The 15,020-nt window shown below is 74.3% G+C and carries 13 protein-coding genes and 1 pseudogene; 4 read left to right on the plus strand and 10 right to left on the minus strand.

The genetic code is table 11. The features are described from left to right. Positions 1-657, minus strand: a pseudogene (locus tag UWG_RS31375) (response regulator); the annotation flags it as partial. Further along, the gene (locus UWG_RS29355) at positions 654-1,880 is read right to left on the minus strand and encodes a sensor histidine kinase (protein WP_050988491.1); all 1,227 of its coding nucleotides are present in this window, start codon (positions 1,878-1,880) and stop codon (positions 654-656) included. The gene UWG_RS29355 and the pseudogene UWG_RS31375, both read right to left, overlap by 4 nt. Positions 1,881-2,129: 249 nt before the next feature. On the opposite strand from UWG_RS29355, the gene UWG_RS0102500 reads away from it, so the two are divergent. Beyond that, positions 2,130-3,128, plus strand: coding sequence for an acyl-CoA dehydrogenase family protein (locus UWG_RS0102500; protein ID WP_016905630.1), 999 nt, complete (start codon positions 2,130-2,132; stop codon positions 3,126-3,128). Between the two features lie 86 nt (positions 3,129-3,214). Beyond that, positions 3,215-3,964: a sulfite exporter TauE/SafE family protein gene (locus UWG_RS0102505; protein ID WP_016905631.1), complete on the plus strand. Its 750-nt coding sequence runs from the start codon at positions 3,215-3,217 to the stop codon at positions 3,962-3,964. A 236-nt stretch (positions 3,965-4,200) separates the two neighbouring features. Here the strand turns inward: UWG_RS0102505 and UWG_RS0102510 are convergent, their stop codons facing one another. Next, entirely contained in the window at positions 4,201-5,301 is a 1,101-nt protein-coding gene (locus tag UWG_RS0102510; RefSeq protein WP_029391100.1) for an alpha/beta fold hydrolase, read from the minus strand. A 222-nt stretch (positions 5,302-5,523) separates the two neighbouring features. Between UWG_RS0102510 and UWG_RS0102515 the strand changes: the two genes are divergently transcribed. Further along, complete coding sequence (locus UWG_RS0102515) at positions 5,524-6,156, plus strand: histidine phosphatase family protein (RefSeq protein ID WP_016905633.1); 633 nt, start codon at positions 5,524-5,526, stop codon at positions 6,154-6,156. Positions 6,157-6,161: 5 nt separating this feature from the next. Here UWG_RS0102515 and UWG_RS0102520 read toward each other — a convergent pair whose 3' ends face one another. Then, positions 6,162-6,782, minus strand: coding sequence for a hypothetical protein (locus tag UWG_RS0102520; RefSeq protein WP_016905634.1), 621 nt, complete (start codon positions 6,780-6,782; stop codon positions 6,162-6,164). A gap of 241 nt (positions 6,783-7,023) precedes the next feature. Between UWG_RS0102520 and UWG_RS0102525 the strand changes: the two genes are divergently transcribed. Beyond that, on the plus strand, positions 7,024-7,947 hold the full coding sequence (locus UWG_RS0102525; RefSeq protein WP_016905635.1) for a hypothetical protein: 924 nt from the start codon (positions 7,024-7,026) through the stop codon (positions 7,945-7,947). Positions 7,948-8,008: 61 nt separating this feature from the next. Here the strand turns inward: UWG_RS0102525 and UWG_RS0102530 are convergent, their stop codons facing one another. The 6 genes from UWG_RS0102530 to UWG_RS0102555 are packed head-to-tail and all read right to left on the minus strand — an operon-like array spanning position 8,009 to position 14,834. Further along, entirely contained in the window at positions 8,009-8,566 is a 558-nt protein-coding gene (locus UWG_RS0102530) for a flavin reductase family protein (RefSeq protein ID WP_016905636.1), read from the minus strand. After that, positions 8,563-9,984: a dihydroorotase gene (locus UWG_RS0102535; protein WP_016905637.1), complete on the minus strand. Its 1,422-nt coding sequence runs from the start codon at positions 9,982-9,984 to the stop codon at positions 8,563-8,565. The genes UWG_RS0102530 and UWG_RS0102535 overlap by 4 nt, the downstream gene beginning before the upstream one ends. Then, positions 9,972-11,114, minus strand: coding sequence for an acyl-CoA dehydrogenase family protein (locus tag UWG_RS0102540; RefSeq protein WP_016905638.1), 1,143 nt, complete (start codon positions 11,112-11,114; stop codon positions 9,972-9,974). Before UWG_RS0102540 ends, UWG_RS0102535 begins: the two co-directional genes overlap by 13 nt. After that, positions 11,093-12,184, minus strand: a complete 1,092-nt coding sequence (locus UWG_RS0102545) for a PrpF domain-containing protein (protein WP_016905639.1) — start codon at positions 12,182-12,184, stop codon at positions 11,093-11,095. Before UWG_RS0102545 ends, UWG_RS0102540 begins: the two co-directional genes overlap by 22 nt. After that, positions 12,181-14,025, minus strand: coding sequence for an asparagine synthase (glutamine-hydrolyzing) (gene asnB / locus UWG_RS0102550; protein WP_016905640.1), 1,845 nt, complete (start codon positions 14,023-14,025; stop codon positions 12,181-12,183). Before asnB ends, UWG_RS0102545 begins: the two co-directional genes overlap by 4 nt. A gap of 5 nt (positions 14,026-14,030) precedes the next feature. After that, positions 14,031-14,834 carry a cupin domain-containing protein gene (locus UWG_RS0102555; protein ID WP_016905641.1) on the minus strand — a complete coding sequence of 268 codons (804 nt, stop codon included), beginning with the start codon at positions 14,832-14,834 and terminating at the stop codon, positions 14,031-14,033. Between the last annotated feature and the right edge of the window lie 186 nt (positions 14,835-15,020).

The following is a 15,020-nucleotide window of genomic DNA, read 5'->3' on the forward strand; positions in this document are numbered from 1 at the left end:
CAGAGTCCCGACTCCCAGGCCCACGCCGCGATTTCCACGCGGTTGCGGGCGGCGAGCTTCCGCTGGACGTTGCCGAGGTGCGTCTTGACGGTGGAGAGGGTGACGTGGAGTTCGGCGGAGATCTCGTCGTTGGTGCGGCCGCGGGCGACGAGCCGGACGACGTCGCGCTCGCGGTCGGTCAGCGCGACGGCCGTCCGCTCGGAGGTGTCGCGCGGTGGAGCGGACTGCTGCGGGGCCGACATGTGGCGCAGCAGGCGGACGGTGACCGAGGGAGAGATCAGAGGCGCCCTGTGCCGCCGCACGCACGGCCTCGACGAGCAGGGCGGGCGAGCCGTCCTTGAGGAGGAACCCGCAGGCGCCGTTGCGCAGCGCGCGGTAGACGTACTCGTCGAGGTCGAACGTGGTGGCGATCAGGACGTGCAGCGCCTCCGCCACGTCGGGGCCCGCGAGTCGGCGGGTCGCCTCCAGGCCGTCCAGCTCGGGCATGCGGATGTCGAGAAGGCAGACGTCCGGGCGGAGCCGGCGGGCGAGGGAGACGGCCGTAGCGCCGTCGGCGGCCTCCGCGACGACCTCGATGTCCGGCTGCGAGTCGAGGATCAGGCGGTAGGCGGACCTGAGCATCTCCTGGTCGTCGGCGACGAGGGTCCGGATCGTCATGGCGTCCCCGAGGGCAGCGCCGACGCGGTGGGAGGCGCCGGTGCCTCCTCCGGCTCTTCGGGAAGGGGGAGTTCGGCGGCGACGCGCCAGCCGCCGTCCGGCCCCGGACCCGCGGTGAAGGTGCCGTCGGCCGCCTCCAGGCGTTCGGTGAGGCCGAGCAGCCCGAACCCCTTGGCGGTGCGGGGCGCGGAGGTGCGCCCGTCGTCGGACACGGTGATCTCCAGGCGGTGCTCGGCCCAGCGGGAGAGGCGCACGTCGACGGTGACGAGGCGGACGCCGGTGCCGTGCTTGCGGATGTTGGTGAGGGACTCGCGGACGACGCGGTGCGCGGTCGTCGTGGTCTCGGGCGGCAGCGTGCGGGTGGCGAGCCGCGGGTCGAGGGTGAACTCGGCCGGCGGCCCCGTCTCGGCGAACTCCGCGACGAGCGGGCGCAGTCGCGCAAGCGTGCCGCCCGGGTCCGTGGCCGCCGCGTCGTCGGGGGACCGCAGCACGGAGACCATGCCGCGCATCGACTCCATCGCCGCCGAGCCGGCCTGCTCGATGCGCTCCAGCATGCCGTCCAGGTCGGCCGGGGAGGGCGCGTGACCGGCCGCGGTGGTGAACCGGACCGCCTTGGTCTGCGCGATGATCGCGGTGACGTGGTGGGCGACGAAGTCGTGCAACTCGCGTGCGTACTCCAGGCGTTGCTGTTGCAGCTCGGAGAGGCGCTGCCGGGTGCGCAGGCGGTCGAGGAGCCGCAGGTAGAGGCCGAGGACGAGCGCCAGCGCGGCGCACCCCGCCAGCGCCGGCGCGACGAAGGTCCCGAGCAGGGGCCACTCGGACTCCGGGAGGCGGAAGCACGTCAGCCCCGCTGCGAGCCCGGCGGCGGGCGCGAATGCCGCGGCTCGCCACGGGGAGAGCAGGCGCACGGACCGCGTGACGAGCAGCAGCAGGACGGAGAGCTCCGTCAGGCCCGGCGTCGTCTCGGGGCGGTGCGCCAACTGCGTGGTGACGAGGCTGAGTCCGCCGGAGAAGGTCACCGCGACAGCGGTCGCGAGCGGGAAGTACCGGGCCGGTGCGGCGAGTGCGGCCGCGCAGAGCGCGCCGGCGAGCACGGTGGCGGCGGCCGTGGGCGCGTAGCCGGTCTCCCTCCCCTCGGCGACGAGCAGCGCGAGGACCGCGGCAGCCACCAGACAGAAGAGCGCTCGCCCGAGGGCGCGTCGGACGGGGGATGTGCGGCTCATGGCAACCCACCATACGGCCCGTTCACCGCCCCGACCTCCACCTTTCGGTCGACCCCCGCGGCTTGCGGGGCTGCCGCGGCTCGGACTTACGGCTGATCGGCCGGGCGCCCGACTTCCCCGGCGCACGCGGCCGTTCGGCCGGACCGCGTCCGCGGAGGGTGCCGCGGCGACGGGCGTGCCCCGGGCTCCGTAGCGCCGATGCGGCCGGTCCCCGGCAGGCGGCGCCCGGACCGACCTAGGGTGAGGCGTATGGAAGACATCGTCACCCTCGCCACCCGCCTCGCGGAGGAAGTGCTGTCCCCGCACGCATCGGCCGTGGACACGGGGGAGCGGGACCTCGCCCGCAACCTCGACGTCCTCGCCGAACACCGCTTCTACGGCGCGATGTTGCCGCCCGAGGCCGGGGGCCTGGGCGCCGATCCGTCGACGGCCGCTCTCGCCGCCGAGATCCTCGCCGGCGGATGCCTGAGCACCACTCTCACGCTCGGGCAGCACCAGGGCATCACGGGACTCGTCGCCGGACAGGGGGCGCCGCACTTCCGCGAGCGGTGGCTGCCCGGTCTCGCCTCCGGACGGGTCCGCAGCGGAGCCGCGTTCACCGGCGCCATCCCCGGGCCTCCCCGCCTGCGGGCCACCGCGGCGCCCGGCGGGTACCGGCTCGACGGGGCGGCGCCCTGGGTGAGCGGCTGGGGCATGGTGCACGTCCTCGGCGCGGCCGCCAGGGACGAGGACGACCGCATCGCCTGGCTCCTCGTCGACGCCGAGGAGGCGCCGACGCTGCGGGTGCGTCCGCAGCAAATGCTCGCGGCCAACGCGACCCGCACCGTCACCGTCGAGTTCGAAGGCCACTTCGTCCCGGCCGACCGCCTCGTCACCGTGGCGACGCAGGCCGAGCACGCGGCCGGCGAGCCCTTCACCAAGCGCCTCAACGGCTCCCTGGTGCTCGGAGTCGCCCGCGGCGCCGTGGAGTTGCTCGGCGGCGGTGCCTGGCGTGCGGAGCTCGACGAGTGCCGGGCCGAGTTGGACGCCATGGCCGACATCGACGCCGCACGTGCCAGAGCGGGCGAGTTCGCGGTCCGCGCGGCGACGGCGGCCGTCGTCGAGGGCGCGGGCCGCGGCGTGCTGGCGGACGCGGCGCCCCAACGGCTGCTGCGCGAGGCGGGACTGATGCTGGTCTTCAGCTCGCGGCCCGCGATCCAGGCGGGGTTGCTGGAGCGGCTGGCGCCCGGGACGGCGTCCGCGCAGTGAGACGCGGCGGCCAGCGCCGCCCGCCGTGATCGTCGGAGGCACCTCCGGTCAACGGTGCGCGCAGCAGGCTGCTTAGGGTTCCCCCCATGGAGTGGTGGGAAGTTCTCGTGATCTCGTTCGCCGGTCTCTGGGCAGGGACCATCAACACGGTCGTCGGCTCGGGGACGTTGGTGACCTTCCCCGTGCTCGTCGCCCTCGGCTACCCGCCGGTTACGGCGACGACCTCCAACGCGATCGGCCTCGTCCCCGGCACCATCGCCGGCGCGTGGGGCTACCGGCACGAACTCGGCGAGCGCAGCGGCAGTCTGCGCAGCCTCGCGGTCGCCTCGTTCTTCGGTGCTCTCGGCGGCTCCGCGCTGCTGCTGACGCTGCCGCACGACGCGTTCGAGACGGTGGTGCCCTGGCTCGTCGGCCTCTCCGTTGCGCTCGTGGCGGTGCAGCCGCTGCTGACGAAGTGGCTCGGCACCCGGAACACCGACGCGAAGCCGGGACCGCTGCTGTTCTTCCTCATCTTCCTGATCGGCATCTACGGCGGCTACTTCACCGCGGCCCAGGGGATCATGCTCGTCGGCGTCATGGGCCTGCTGATGCCCGACACGGTGCAGCGGCTCAACGCGGTGAAGAACGGCCTGAGCGCCGTGGTGAACCTCGTCGCGGGCGCCGTCTACGCCGTGGTGGCACCGGTGAGCTGGCCGGTCGTCGGCCTGCTCGCGGTCAGCTCCACCTGCGGCGGCCTCCTCGGCGCCCGGATCGGCCGCAAGCTGCCGCCGCTGGTGCTGCGGATCGTGATCGTGGTGATCGGGGTGGCTGCGGTGGTGCACATGGTCATGGAGTAACGCGTCGGGCATGCGGGGCGGTCGACTGCGAGTCGGCGTTTTCGTGCCCGCGGTTCTCCGAGGAGGAGGCGGCGGGGCGCCGCCCGTTGAGGGCACGGGGCCTCAAGCGGCCCGCCCCGCACGGGAGTTCCGGCGGGAGACCCACCCCCCGGCATCCGGTCCGCGGCGTGCAGCGGGTTCGCGTACGGGCACCGCGGCCGGGCGCCGGGGGCCGCGCCCCGGCGCCGTCGGTCGGCCTACTTCGCGGAGTCCTCCCCGCGCCAGGCGCAACTGCCCGCCGTGGCGCCCCTGTCGAGAGCGCGCTCGGCAGCCGCTTCCTTCAGCACCCGGGTCTTCCCGCCGATGCAGACCGGGGTGCGGTCGGCGTAGCCCGCCAGGTCCAGGAGGATCTGGTCCCAGTGGCGGTACTGCACGTCGTGCCCGCTGTCGTCGTACTCGCGCACGACCGGCTTCTTCGGCAGTGCCTTGCTCCAACGCGCCTGCGCTTCGGGCGTGACGGTGGTGTCCTTGAGCCCGGTGTAGACGTAGGCCGGCGCCTTCAGTCGCGACATGTCGGGGCCGGGGCGCTCGCAGTACAGCTTCTGCTCGTGCACCTGCGCCGACGGGTCGCCCTTCTGCCCTTGCAGGTAGTAGGAGCGTCCGCCGTCCTCCTCGGCCGTGTCGGTGAAGCCGGGGATGCGGTGCATGGGGCTGTCGTCGTCGAAGCCCCACCACGAGCGCGGGTCGCGGATCTGCTCGCCGAAGTACTCCTTCAGCTCCTCGTCGTCCTTGCCGCAGTACGACGACTTCTCGCCGTACGGCGGCGACGCGGCCGCCAGGTGCAGCGACGAGATCCGCTGCGGCGCGGCCTCGGCGAAGTGCGCCGCGTACGGGCCGCCGCCGGAGATGGCGACGACGGACGCCCTGCGGACGCCCAGTTCGTCGAGGACGGTCTCGACGTCGGAGACGTAGTCGTCGAAGCCGAGCTCCGGGTCGAACTCCGTGTCGCCGAAGCCGTTGCGCTCGACGGAGATGATGCGCTGGCCGAGGTCCTCGCGGGTGGTGCGCAGGAACTCGGTCATCCCGGACGCGCGCGCCGTTGTTCCCGTACCGCCCATGAAGATCACCGGGTCGCCGTACGTGCGACCGGTGTCGCCCGTGTCGCTGTAGTGCACGGTGCGGCCTGCGTTCTTCGTCTGGTGCATCGTCGGGCCCAGCGGGTCGAACTCGTCCTGCACGACGGGCTCAGGGCGCTTGTCGGCCTCCGCGCTCGATGCTCCCGCGGTGAATCCGACCGCCCCCGCGACCACTGCCGCGGAGAGGGTGAACGCCACTGCTGCTGTCGGTGCCTTCTTCATTTCTCGGTCTCCCAGTTGTCAATGTGCAAGAGGGGACCTGCCCCGGAACTCGTGGGTCATGCCTCCGACCTGCGGCGACGGCACAGGCGAGCGCCCCGCGCGGGTGGGCGGCGCGACCGCGCCCGCCCGCCGTGCCGCCGCGTACCCTTCCGCGAGAGGGCGCGACCACTCGCAGTCGGGGAACGGGCCCCGGCACGACGCCGACACCAAGGAGGGCCGTCCATGCGCACCGTCCACGTCGTCACGCACCCGGAGGCGACGCACCACGTCGAGCGCGTCGTCGGCGGCTGGCACGACTCGGAGCTGACCGACGCCGGCCTCCGCGCGGCCGCCTCCGCCGCGAGGGCGCTGCGCGCGCGCATACCGGACGGCGCCGAAGTGCAGCTGTTCTCCTCGGACTTGCGACGCACCCGGCAGACGGCCGAGGAGATCGCCGCGGCGCTCGGTGTGCCGCCCGTCCTCGACCGCCGGCTGCGGGAGAAGTCCTACGGGGAGGCGGAAGGGAGGCCGCAGGAGTGGCTCGACAGGCGGTTCGTCCCGCCGCCCGAGGCGGGGGAGCGGCTCGACCACGACGAGGGTGTGGAGGGCTCGGAGACCAAGGCGGAGTGGGCCCGGCGCGTCTACGCGGCGATGGACGCGATCGTGCAACTCCCGTGCGCGCAGCAGGTCGTCGTCACGCACGGCGGTTCGCTGACGTTCGTCGTGGCGCACTGGATCGGGATGCCGCTCGAAACGGTGGGCCGCGCCGCCTTCCGCGCGCCCTCGGGCAGCATCACCACGCTCCACGAGGACGACTACTTCCACAACCGGCAGGTCGTAGGACTCGGTGACGCGCGCCACCTCGACTCCGCCTGACCGCCTCAGCGCACCACGGCGAACAGCGCGGCCGCGACGGCGCCGAGGGCGGTGCCGCAGACGAGTTGGGCGCAGGTGTGCGCCTTGAGGACGCGCCGGGACCAGCCGCTCACCAGCAGGAGCAGGACGCTCGGCAGGGCGGGGAGGCCGAAGACGAGCAGCAGGATCGTCACGGTGCCGCCGGCGACGGCGTTGTGCGCCGAGATCTGCCACCACACGGTCACCACGAGGACGGACGCGAGCCCGCAGAGCATCGCGGCGACGAGCGCCGACACGTCACGCGGCGCATCCAGCGCCCGGAGCAGGGCTGCTCCGCCCGCGACGGAGAGCAGGCTCGCGCCGAACGGCACGAGGCGCTGCCGCCGGACGCGGACGTGCCGGTCGCTCAACCGGCCGCGCCGCACGCCGAGTTGCACGAAGACGAGCGGGACGGCGCCGCAGAACGCCCCGGCGAGGAGACCCCACCCGACCCCCGCGAGGCTGCGGGTGCTGTGCCACCCGACGAGGAGGAGCAGCGCGACGACGAGGTGCGCAGGCGCGAGGACCTCGGTGACGACCTTCGCCGCCTTCACCCCGGGGCCGGCTTCCGCGTAGGCGGGCGGCGCGGGAGGCGTGAACGTGCTCATGGCGGGGCTCCGTCGGAAGAGGCTTGCGCGACCAACGCACCCTACGCGGCGGGGCGGTGCACCCCGCCGTCGACGCCCCGCCGGGGCAACCCGGCAGCACCTTCCGCGGGGCCGACCCCGTCCCGGCGCGAGGGCGGACGGAGGCGTTCCGGGCGAACCGCGGGGTGCCGGTTCGGCGTCCGTGACCTGTGAGAGGAGCCCGAACCGCGGCTCCGACGGCGTGTGCGGCAAGGAGAGTTGCGTGACGGTCGGCGAAAGGGCGCGCACGGTGCGCCGGTTGTACGCGGCGGCGCTGGTGCCGACGGGAGGAGCCGCCGTCACCGGGCTCGCCGTCGTCGTGGGCGTCTTCGTCGCCGGCTGGCCCGCCCTCGTCGAGGTGATGGCGACGCACCGGAGAGTGCGCGCCTACGAGGATCCGGCGGTCGGCTACATCGACGAGCCCGCGAGCCGCATGGAGGTCGTGGGGAACGTCACGCTGCCGATCTCGGTGGTCCTCGCCTGCGCGCTGCTGGGGGTGATGTGGAACTGCTGCGTGCGGTCGCTCTCCGCGCGGCCGCCGTGGCGGGAGGCGGTCCGGCCCGTCGGCGCGGCCTTCCGGGTGCAGCTCCTCGTCTGGTGCGCCCCTGCGGGGCTCGGCGCCGTCCTTCTCCTGCTCGCGACGTCCTGGGTCGGACAACGGCCGGAACACCTGGAGGACTTGACCCTCGGCCTGATCGCCGTCCTCTTCGCCGCGTCGTTGGTCTGCCTCTCGTTCGCGCCCGTCGCCGTGGCCCGGGGCGACGCGCGCACCGCACGCGAAGCCGTGCGCCGCTCGTTCCGGCTCGTCCGGCGCGGTCCCGTGCGGGCCACGCTCAACACGGCGCTCGCCGTCGCCGTCGCGGTCCTCGTGCTGAGCGTCGCGGACCGGCCAACGGACCTGGCGACCGTGCCGCTGTGGCACGCGGCCGAGGCGGTCACCGGCAACATGTACGTCGGATACCTGGCGCAGCTCTCCACGGCCCTGCTGCTCGGGATGCTGGTCGCGTTCTTCCTCGTCGTCCCCGCCGTGGTCTTCGCCACCGACCGGCTGTACGCGCGGCTCGCCGCCCGGCTCCCGTCCGACGGAGGCGACGCCCGACCGGCGGGCGCGGAGCGGGAGTCGGCCGTCGGGCCCGGAGGCGCGTAGCCGCGGCGGCGGGCTGCTCCGGGCGGGCCCCCGCGGGGGGAGCCGCCCGGTGCAGCCGCCGTCAGCGCGGGGCCGGCGCGGCGTGGGCGAAGCCGCGGCGGTGCCACAGGAGGCCGCCCGCCGTGTGGGGCGTGCCGGTGATCTCGGTGATGCGGCCGATGAGGACGGTGTGGTCGCCGCCCTCCACCGTGTCGTGACGCACGCAGTGCAGCCGCAGTTCGGCCTCGGCGAGCGCCGGCGCCGTCGGGCGGTCCGCGTCCGGCGAGGGGACGAGGGGCACCCCGGGGAACCGCTTCTCCGCGGGGCCGGCGAACCGGCCTGCCAGCGCCTCGTTCCCCGGACCCGTCAGGTTGACGCAGAACGACGGTGCCGCCGTCAGCGCCCCGTGGGTGCCGGAGCGCCGGTCGAGGCAGACGAGGAAGAGCGGCGGGTCGAGCGAGAGCGAGGAGACGGCGCTCGCGGTCAGACCCCGCGGCGTACCGGCCCCGTCGTAGCAGGTGACCACGGTGACGGGGGAGGCGACGGCAGCCATCGCCGCCCGGAACTCCTCGGCGGGCACGGACGGTTGGCGGGTCTCGGGAGCAGCCGCGGGGCGGGTGCTCAGCAGGGCCGTACTCATCGTGTTACCTCCGTCTGCTCGTCGGAAGCCGTCGCGGCCGAGGCGAGCCAGCGTCCGGCGGGGTGCCCGGAGACCCCCGTCCGCACGTCCCACACCACGCGGCCCGAGGCGAGCACGGTGGTGAACCGGCCGGTGAAGAGCCACCCCTCGTAAGCGGACCAGCCGCAGCGGGAAGCGACGTGCGCCGCGGAGAACTGCCAGCGCGTGTCCGGATCGAGGAGCGCCAGGTCGGCGTCGGCCCCCGGGACGAGGCGGCCCTTGCCCGGCAGGTCGAAGAGGCGCGCGGGACCTGCGCCCATCAGCCGCGCGAGGTGCGCCGCCGCGGCGTCGGGCGGGGTGCCGCGCGAGAGCATCCCGGTCCACACGGCCGTCGCCAGTTCCTGTACCCCGGGGAGGCCGGGCGGCGCCTGCGCCGGGGGGCGGTTCTTCTCCTCGACGGTGTGCGGCGCGTGGTCGCTGCCGAGCGTCGCGGCCTCTCCCTCCAGCACGGCCTGCCAGAGCCGCTCCTGGTCGCGCGAGCTGCGGATCGCGGGCGAGAGGCGGGTGCGGGGGCCGCGGCGTGCGGTGTCGGCGTCGGTGAACGACAGGTGGTGGCCCGTGACTTCGAAGGTGATGGGGAGTCCTTCGCCGGCGGCCGCGGTGAGCAGGTCGGCTTCCTCGGCCGAGGAGACGTGCAGGACGTGGGTGCGGGTGCCGTGGGTGCGCACGAGCTGCACCACCCGCGCCACGGCCACGATCCCGCCGGAGCGCGGACGGTGGGCCTCGTACTCGCGGTAGGACGCCGGGTCCGGCTGCCGGGTGTCGAGCAGGTCGAAGACGTGCTGGTCCTCGGCGTGCAGTACGAGCCGCACCCCGCCGCGCGCGGCCGCCGCGAAGGCTGCGTCGAGCTGCTCCTCGTCGCGGAAGACCACAGGCGCCGTGTGGTGTCCCGCCATGAAGATCTTCGCCGAGGTGGCGATGTCGGGGGCGAGGTCGGCGAGGAGGTGGGGGCGGTCGGGGTCGGCGCCTATGTGGAACCGGTGGTCGACCCGTGAACGGCCGGCGATCAGCGCGGCCTTGGCGCGCACGGAGTGCGGATCGAGCGACGGAGGGCGGGTGTTGGGCATGTCGACGACGGTGGTCACACCGCCTGCGAGGGCCGCCGCGCTGCCGTGCTCCCAGGTCTCCTTGTACTCCAGGCCCGGGGTGCGGAAGTGGACGTGCGAGTCGATGAGTCCGGGGAGGACGTACCGCCCCGCCGCGTCGAGGCGCGGCCCGGCCGGGAGCGGGGCCCCGGCGTCGGGCAGCGCGTCGACGCGGCCGTTGCGCACGACGACGGCGCCGTCGCGCACCCCGTCGGGGGTGACGAGCCGTCCGCCCTCGACGACCAGGTCGGCGTCGGCTCCGCTGCGGGTGCCGTCCGGTGTCAACGCGTCCATGGCAGGCTCACCAGTTCCTTGCAGAGGTCGTTGGTCGGTCCCATCAGGGCCACGGCGCGCACGTCGTGGGCGTAGCGGTTGATCGGGTGGGTCTCGACGTAGCCGGCCGAGCCGAGCATGCGCTCCACGTCGGCGACGACCGATTCGCCCGTCGTCGAGGCGAAGAGCTTGCTGTGGAGCGTCGCCGTCCCCGGGTCCGCGGAGGTGTGCCGGCCCGCGCGTTCGACGCTCGCGCGTGCGGCCTCGACGCGGGTGGCGAGGTCGACGAGGCGGTGCCGGACCGCCTGGTGATCGAGGAGGCCGCGGCGCTCGGCGTGCCGGTGGGCCGCGTCGAGCGCGGCTTGGGCCACGCCGACGGCGACGGCGCCGAGGGAGGCGCCGCTCTCCCGGACGCCGGCGATGATCCGGGCGGCGACGCCCTCGGCACCGAGCCGCGCCGAGTCCGGGACGTGGCAGTCGCGCACCGAGACGAAGCCGGTCGCGGAGCCGCGCATGCCGCTCAGCCGCATCGAAGTGTCGGGCAGCAGGCCGGGGTTGTCGCCGGGAACGAGGAAGAACGTCTGTCCCGCGGCGCCGTAGGAGGCGTCGGAGGAGTCGCCGTCCGGCGAGGTGCTCTGCGCGAGGACGAGGTAGACGTCGGCGAGGCCCGCGCTGGTCGTGAAGGACTTCGCGCCGTCGAGCAGCCAGCCGTCGCGGGTGCGGCTCGCCGTGGTGGAGAGCTTCTTCTTGTCGGCCCCCGCGCCGGTCTCGCTCCAGGCGGAGGCGGCGAGCCAGGTGCCGGAGGCGAGCCGCGGGAGCAGTTCGCCGCGCTGCTCCGCGCTGCCGTGCTCGACGACGCGGGCGCTCACGGCGTAGTGCTGGAAGAGCATGATCGCCGCCGAGGCGTTGGCGTACGCGACGTCGGCGACAAGGGAGTTGAGCTCCTCGGCGTCGGCGCCGGCGCCGCCGTACTCGGCGGGCACGGCGGCGCCGAGGAGTCCGGTCTCGCGCAGCACGGCGAGGGCCTCGACGTCGGGACGGCCGCTGCGGTACGCGGCCTCGGCGCAGTCGGCGAGCCGTTCGCGGTCGGAGGGGGCGAGGGCGGGTCGGACGGAAGGGCGGGCGGCGGTCAGACCGTCAAGGGCAGCCATGGTGTCTCCTCGGAGGTCGAAGTGTGCGGGGACGCGGGGGAGTCGGGGGTGCGCTCGCGGAGCAGTCCGGCGTAGTCGACCTGCTTCCGCGCGACGGAGACCCAGGCGAGGTGCCGGTCCGCGGGCGCACCCGAGGTGGAGGCGGCGACGCGTACCTCGCCGTCGGTCGTACGGAGCGTCAGCAGCCCCTCGTCCCTGCCCGCCTCGGCGAGCAGCCGCCACGGGACGCTGTCCGTGATCTCCGCCGCCGAACCGAGGCAGACCGCGCCGGTGAGGGCGACGGTCGGGTGCCAGGAGGGAACGGAGACCGCCCGGACGGCGAGGCGCTGCGGCCCGTCCGGCAGGAGCGCCGCGATCTTGGGGAACGCGCCGTGCGGGTCCCAGCCCTGCGCCTCGCAGACGGTGCGGCGCACCTGGAGCATCCGCGCGAAGAGCGCCGGGTCGTCGGCGAAGAGCGCGTCGACGCTCCCCGCTCCCAGGTCGGCGGCGGAGACGAGGACGTAGGGGTTGCCCATGGAGACGAGCGAGACCTCCAACGACCCTCCGCCGAACGGGATTCGGGTCCGCGGATCGCCCGCGAGCAGCAGGTCGCCGAGCGGCCGCGGCGGGGAGCAGAGGAAGTGCGCGGTGAAGCGGGTGCCGCCCGTCGAGGTCTCCTCGACCTCGCAGACGACGTTGTCGCCGTTGTTGAGGACGTTCACCCGCACTCGGCACCCCGGCACGAGCGGCTGGATCATCCCGGTGCGCGCGGCCGCCTCCACGGCGGCGAGGATCGAGTGGCCGCAGGAGCCGCGTACGTCGAAGGCGTCGTCGCTCCCGGGGAGGGACTGCACGAACCGGTAGTCGAGGTCGAAGAGCGGATGGCGGGACGGGCGCACGAGCGCGTTCTTCAGGACGCCGTCGGTGCCGCGTGCCGTCAACTCGCCCCGCAGTGCGGTGAGTGCGCCGAGTTGGCCGGTCTGCGACTCGGGGAGCTCGCGGGCGTCGAGGACCGCCGTGGGGCAGGGGGCGCCGTGCGCCCTCGCCAGCGCGGTCGAGAGGGGGACGGCCGGTGCCGTCGGTGCGTTCATGCCGCTGCTCCTTCCAGCGCGTGCGGTGCCTGCACCGCGGTGTCGAACCGGGTGGCGCCGTTGAAGAACTGACGCCGCCAGAGCTGGTGGCCCATGAGGGACCACAGCGCGAGCGAGGAGGTGTCCGAGGGGCGTTCGGCCTGCTCGGTGAAGAGCGCCTCCACGGTGTCGGCCCGCAACCGCCCGTCGGCCCGGAGCGATACGGGCGAGAGCACGTCCCGCGCCATCTCCCAGAGGCGCTGCCCCGGCGCGAGCATGGCGGTGACGGGGAGCGTGAACGGCTGCTTGGGGCGGTCGAGGACGGCGTCGGGGACGAGGCCGCCGGCCGCCGCGTAGAGCGCGCGTTTGACGCCTGCCGCAGTGAGGCGGTGCGCGTCGGGCAGCCCCGCGGCGAAGCGGACGATCGCGGGCTGGCAGAAGGGGATGCGGGCCTCGACCGAGGACGCCATCGAGAGGTGGTCGACGCGGCGCAGGTGGTAGGCGGGCAGCCGGTACCGCTGCTCGGCCTCGCAGATGCGGGTGAGGCGGCTCCCGTTGCCGTGCGCCAGGGCCGCGTGCAGTTCCGGCGGCAGGGCGGGGCGCGCACGGACGGTTGCCGCGTAGTCGTCGGTGTAGAGGCGGGCGCGGAGTGCGCGGGGTACGGCGGCGAGGTGGTCGAGGTAGGCGCCCGACCAGTCGGCGCCTTCGGGGGCCGCGAGCGCCTGGCTCATGCGCGAGTAGCCGGCGAAGAGTTCATCGGCGGCGTCGCCCGTGAGCGCCACCTTGAAGCCGGCGTCGCGGACGGCGCGGAAGAGCGAGAAGGTGCTGAGGGTGATCGGGTCGGCGTTGGGTTGGCCGAGGTGCCAGACGACGTCGGAGAGGAGTTCGGGGAAGGAGGCCGGGTCGATCTCCACCTGGTGGTGCGTGGTGCCGACGGACTCGGCGACGCGGGCCGCGTAGGCGCGTTCGTCGCCGGGCCAGCGGCCGGTGTAGGCGATGTTGAAAGTGTGGAGTGCGCCGCGCGCCGCGCGTGCGGCGAGGGCGGTGACGAGGCTGGAGTCGAGGCCGCCCGAGGTGATGGCCGCCACGGGCACGTCCGCGGTGAGGAGCCGGGAGACCTCCGTCTCCAGCGCGGCGCGCAGCTCTCCGCCCGCCTCCTCCAGCGAGCGCCCGGAGGCCGCGGCCTCGGCACTCTCGTAGCCGAGGGAGCGCCTGCCGATGCGCAGCCCGTCCGCGTGCGAGGCGGTGGCGGTGGCCGCGGGCGGCAGCACGTCGATCCCCTCGAACATGGTGCGTTCGCCGAACGGGGTCTTCGACGCCAGGTACGCGTCGAGGCCCAGCTCGTCCTCGCGGGTGCGGACGTCGGGGAAGCTCAGCAGCGCCGGTATCTCGGAGGCGAAGTGGAGGACGCCGGTACGCGCGTCCCAGGAGTAGTAGAGGGACTTCATGCCGGCCGGGTCGGTGGCGAGGACGAGCCGCGGCTCGGCGCGCAGGTCGATCACGGCGACCGCGAACATGCCGTCGAGGTGCTCGGCGAAGGAGTCGCCGTAGGTGAGGTAGAGCGCCGGGAGGATCGACCCGTCGCAGCGGTCCTCGAAGTGGAAGCCGCGTCCGCGCAGGCGTGCGCGGAGCTCTTCGTGGTTGTAGAGCTCACCGTTGAAGACGACGACGACCCCGTCGTGGTGGTAGGGCTGGGCACCGCCCTGCGGGTCCATGATCGACAGGCGGTTGTTGCCCAGGGCCCAGTCGGCTCCGCGGACGAACGAGCGGGCGTCCGGGCCCCCGTGGTGCAGGAGCGCTGCGGCGGTGCGCAGTTCGCGGTCGCCGGTACGGGTGTTGAAGGTTCCGTAGATGCGGCACATCACTCTCACCTGATCTCGGAGGAGACGCCGGCGGCGGAGTACAGCGCCGGGTCGAAGGGGCTGGGCCCGCCGCAGGTGACGAAGCGTGCGGCGGCGGGTCCCGTGTGGGGGTTGCGGGCGCCGTGGAGCACGCCGGGGGCCGCGTAGAGGACGTCGCCGGCGGAGACGTCGATCCAGCGGTCGCGCAGGTACATCTGGCCGTGCCCCTCGAAGGCGAGGAAAGCCTCGTCGCTCTCGGGATGGAGGTGGACGTTGAAGGTCTGGCCCGGCTGCTGGATGCCGCAGTGCAGGCAGAGTTGGGCGCTTCCGGTGCCGGGCCAGAAGACGAAGTTCATGGTGGCGCGGTCCTCGGCCGCGCTGACCTGCCCGGTGCCGCCGAACCCCTGGAGGCGCGTCGTCTCGTCCCACAGCGAGGAGAAGAGCACCGGCCGCGTCCCCGCGGCGCGGGCCGGCTCCAGCGGGGCGCGCCACACGTAGGCGACGAGCCCGTCGGTGCCTGCGGAGAGGTTGAGGGGAAGCCCGGTCGGTGCGTGCACGGAGTCGGCGCGGCGCACGGCGCGGGTCTCGTCGCCGACGCGGGCCGTGCCCGAACCGTCGAAGACGACCGCGGTGTTCTCCTCCTCGGCGCTCGCGTCCGGGGTGAACGTCTCGCCGGCGGCGACGCGTACGACGTGCAGCGTCACGTGGGTCGCGCCGGCGGCGGGGCTGACGGGGGTGGCGACGACCGTGCGTCCCGAGCCGACGGGTTCGAAGTGCAGCTCGGAGGACGGGATGATCCTGCCGCCGCCGAGGTGCGTGGAGGTCTGCATGGGGGCTACTCACTCCTTGGACCTTGATGCGCTCTGGCTCCGCCAGCATCGGCGGCTGCCTTCCCGGCGCCCTCCCTCACCGGTCCCTGCGCGGAGGAACGCGGGAGAGGAGGGACGGGAACGCCTCCGCGGGGCGCACGCGAAGGGCCGGGGCCCGGTCCGAGCACCCTGCGGGTGTCGGACCGG

Source organism: Streptomyces xiaopingdaonensis (assembly GCF_000262345.1).
GTDB classification, from domain to species: Bacteria; Actinomycetota; Actinomycetes; order Streptomycetales; family Streptomycetaceae; genus Streptomyces; species Streptomyces xiaopingdaonensis.

Excerpts from the sequence above, each read along its gene's own strand:
- UWG_RS0102520 (WP_016905634.1), bottom strand. The coding sequence starts at position 6,782 with ATGAGCACGTTCACGCCTCCCGCGCCGCCCGCCTACGCGGAAGCCGGC.
- UWG_RS0102555 (WP_016905641.1), bottom strand. The coding sequence starts at position 14,834 with ATGCAGACCTCCACGCACCTCGGCGGCGGCAGGATCATCCCGTCCTCC.
- UWG_RS0102530 (WP_016905636.1), bottom strand. The coding sequence starts at position 8,566 with ATGAGTACGGCCCTGCTGAGCACCCGCCCCGCGGCTGCTCCCGAGACC.
- UWG_RS0102515 (WP_016905633.1), top strand. The coding sequence starts at position 5,524 with ATGCGCACCGTCCACGTCGTCACGCACCCGGAGGCGACGCACCACGTC.
- UWG_RS0102545 (WP_016905639.1), bottom strand. The coding sequence starts at position 12,184 with ATGAACGCACCGACGGCACCGGCCGTCCCCCTCTCGACCGCGCTGGCG.
- UWG_RS0102505 (WP_016905631.1), top strand. The coding sequence starts at position 3,215 with ATGGAGTGGTGGGAAGTTCTCGTGATCTCGTTCGCCGGTCTCTGGGCA.
- UWG_RS0102535 (WP_016905637.1), bottom strand. The coding sequence starts at position 9,984 with ATGGACGCGTTGACACCGGACGGCACCCGCAGCGGAGCCGACGCCGAC.
- UWG_RS0102500 (WP_016905630.1), top strand. The coding sequence starts at position 2,130 with ATGGAAGACATCGTCACCCTCGCCACCCGCCTCGCGGAGGAAGTGCTG.
- UWG_RS0102540 (WP_016905638.1), bottom strand. The coding sequence starts at position 11,114 with ATGGCTGCCCTTGACGGTCTGACCGCCGCCCGCCCTTCCGTCCGACCC.
- UWG_RS29355 (WP_050988491.1), bottom strand. The coding sequence starts at position 1,880 with ATGAGCCGCACATCCCCCGTCCGACGCGCCCTCGGGCGAGCGCTCTTC.
- UWG_RS0102510 (WP_029391100.1), bottom strand. The coding sequence starts at position 5,301 with ATGAAGAAGGCACCGACAGCAGCAGTGGCGTTCACCCTCTCCGCGGCA.
- asnB (WP_016905640.1), bottom strand. The coding sequence starts at position 14,025 with ATGTGCCGCATCTACGGAACCTTCAACACCCGTACCGGCGACCGCGAA.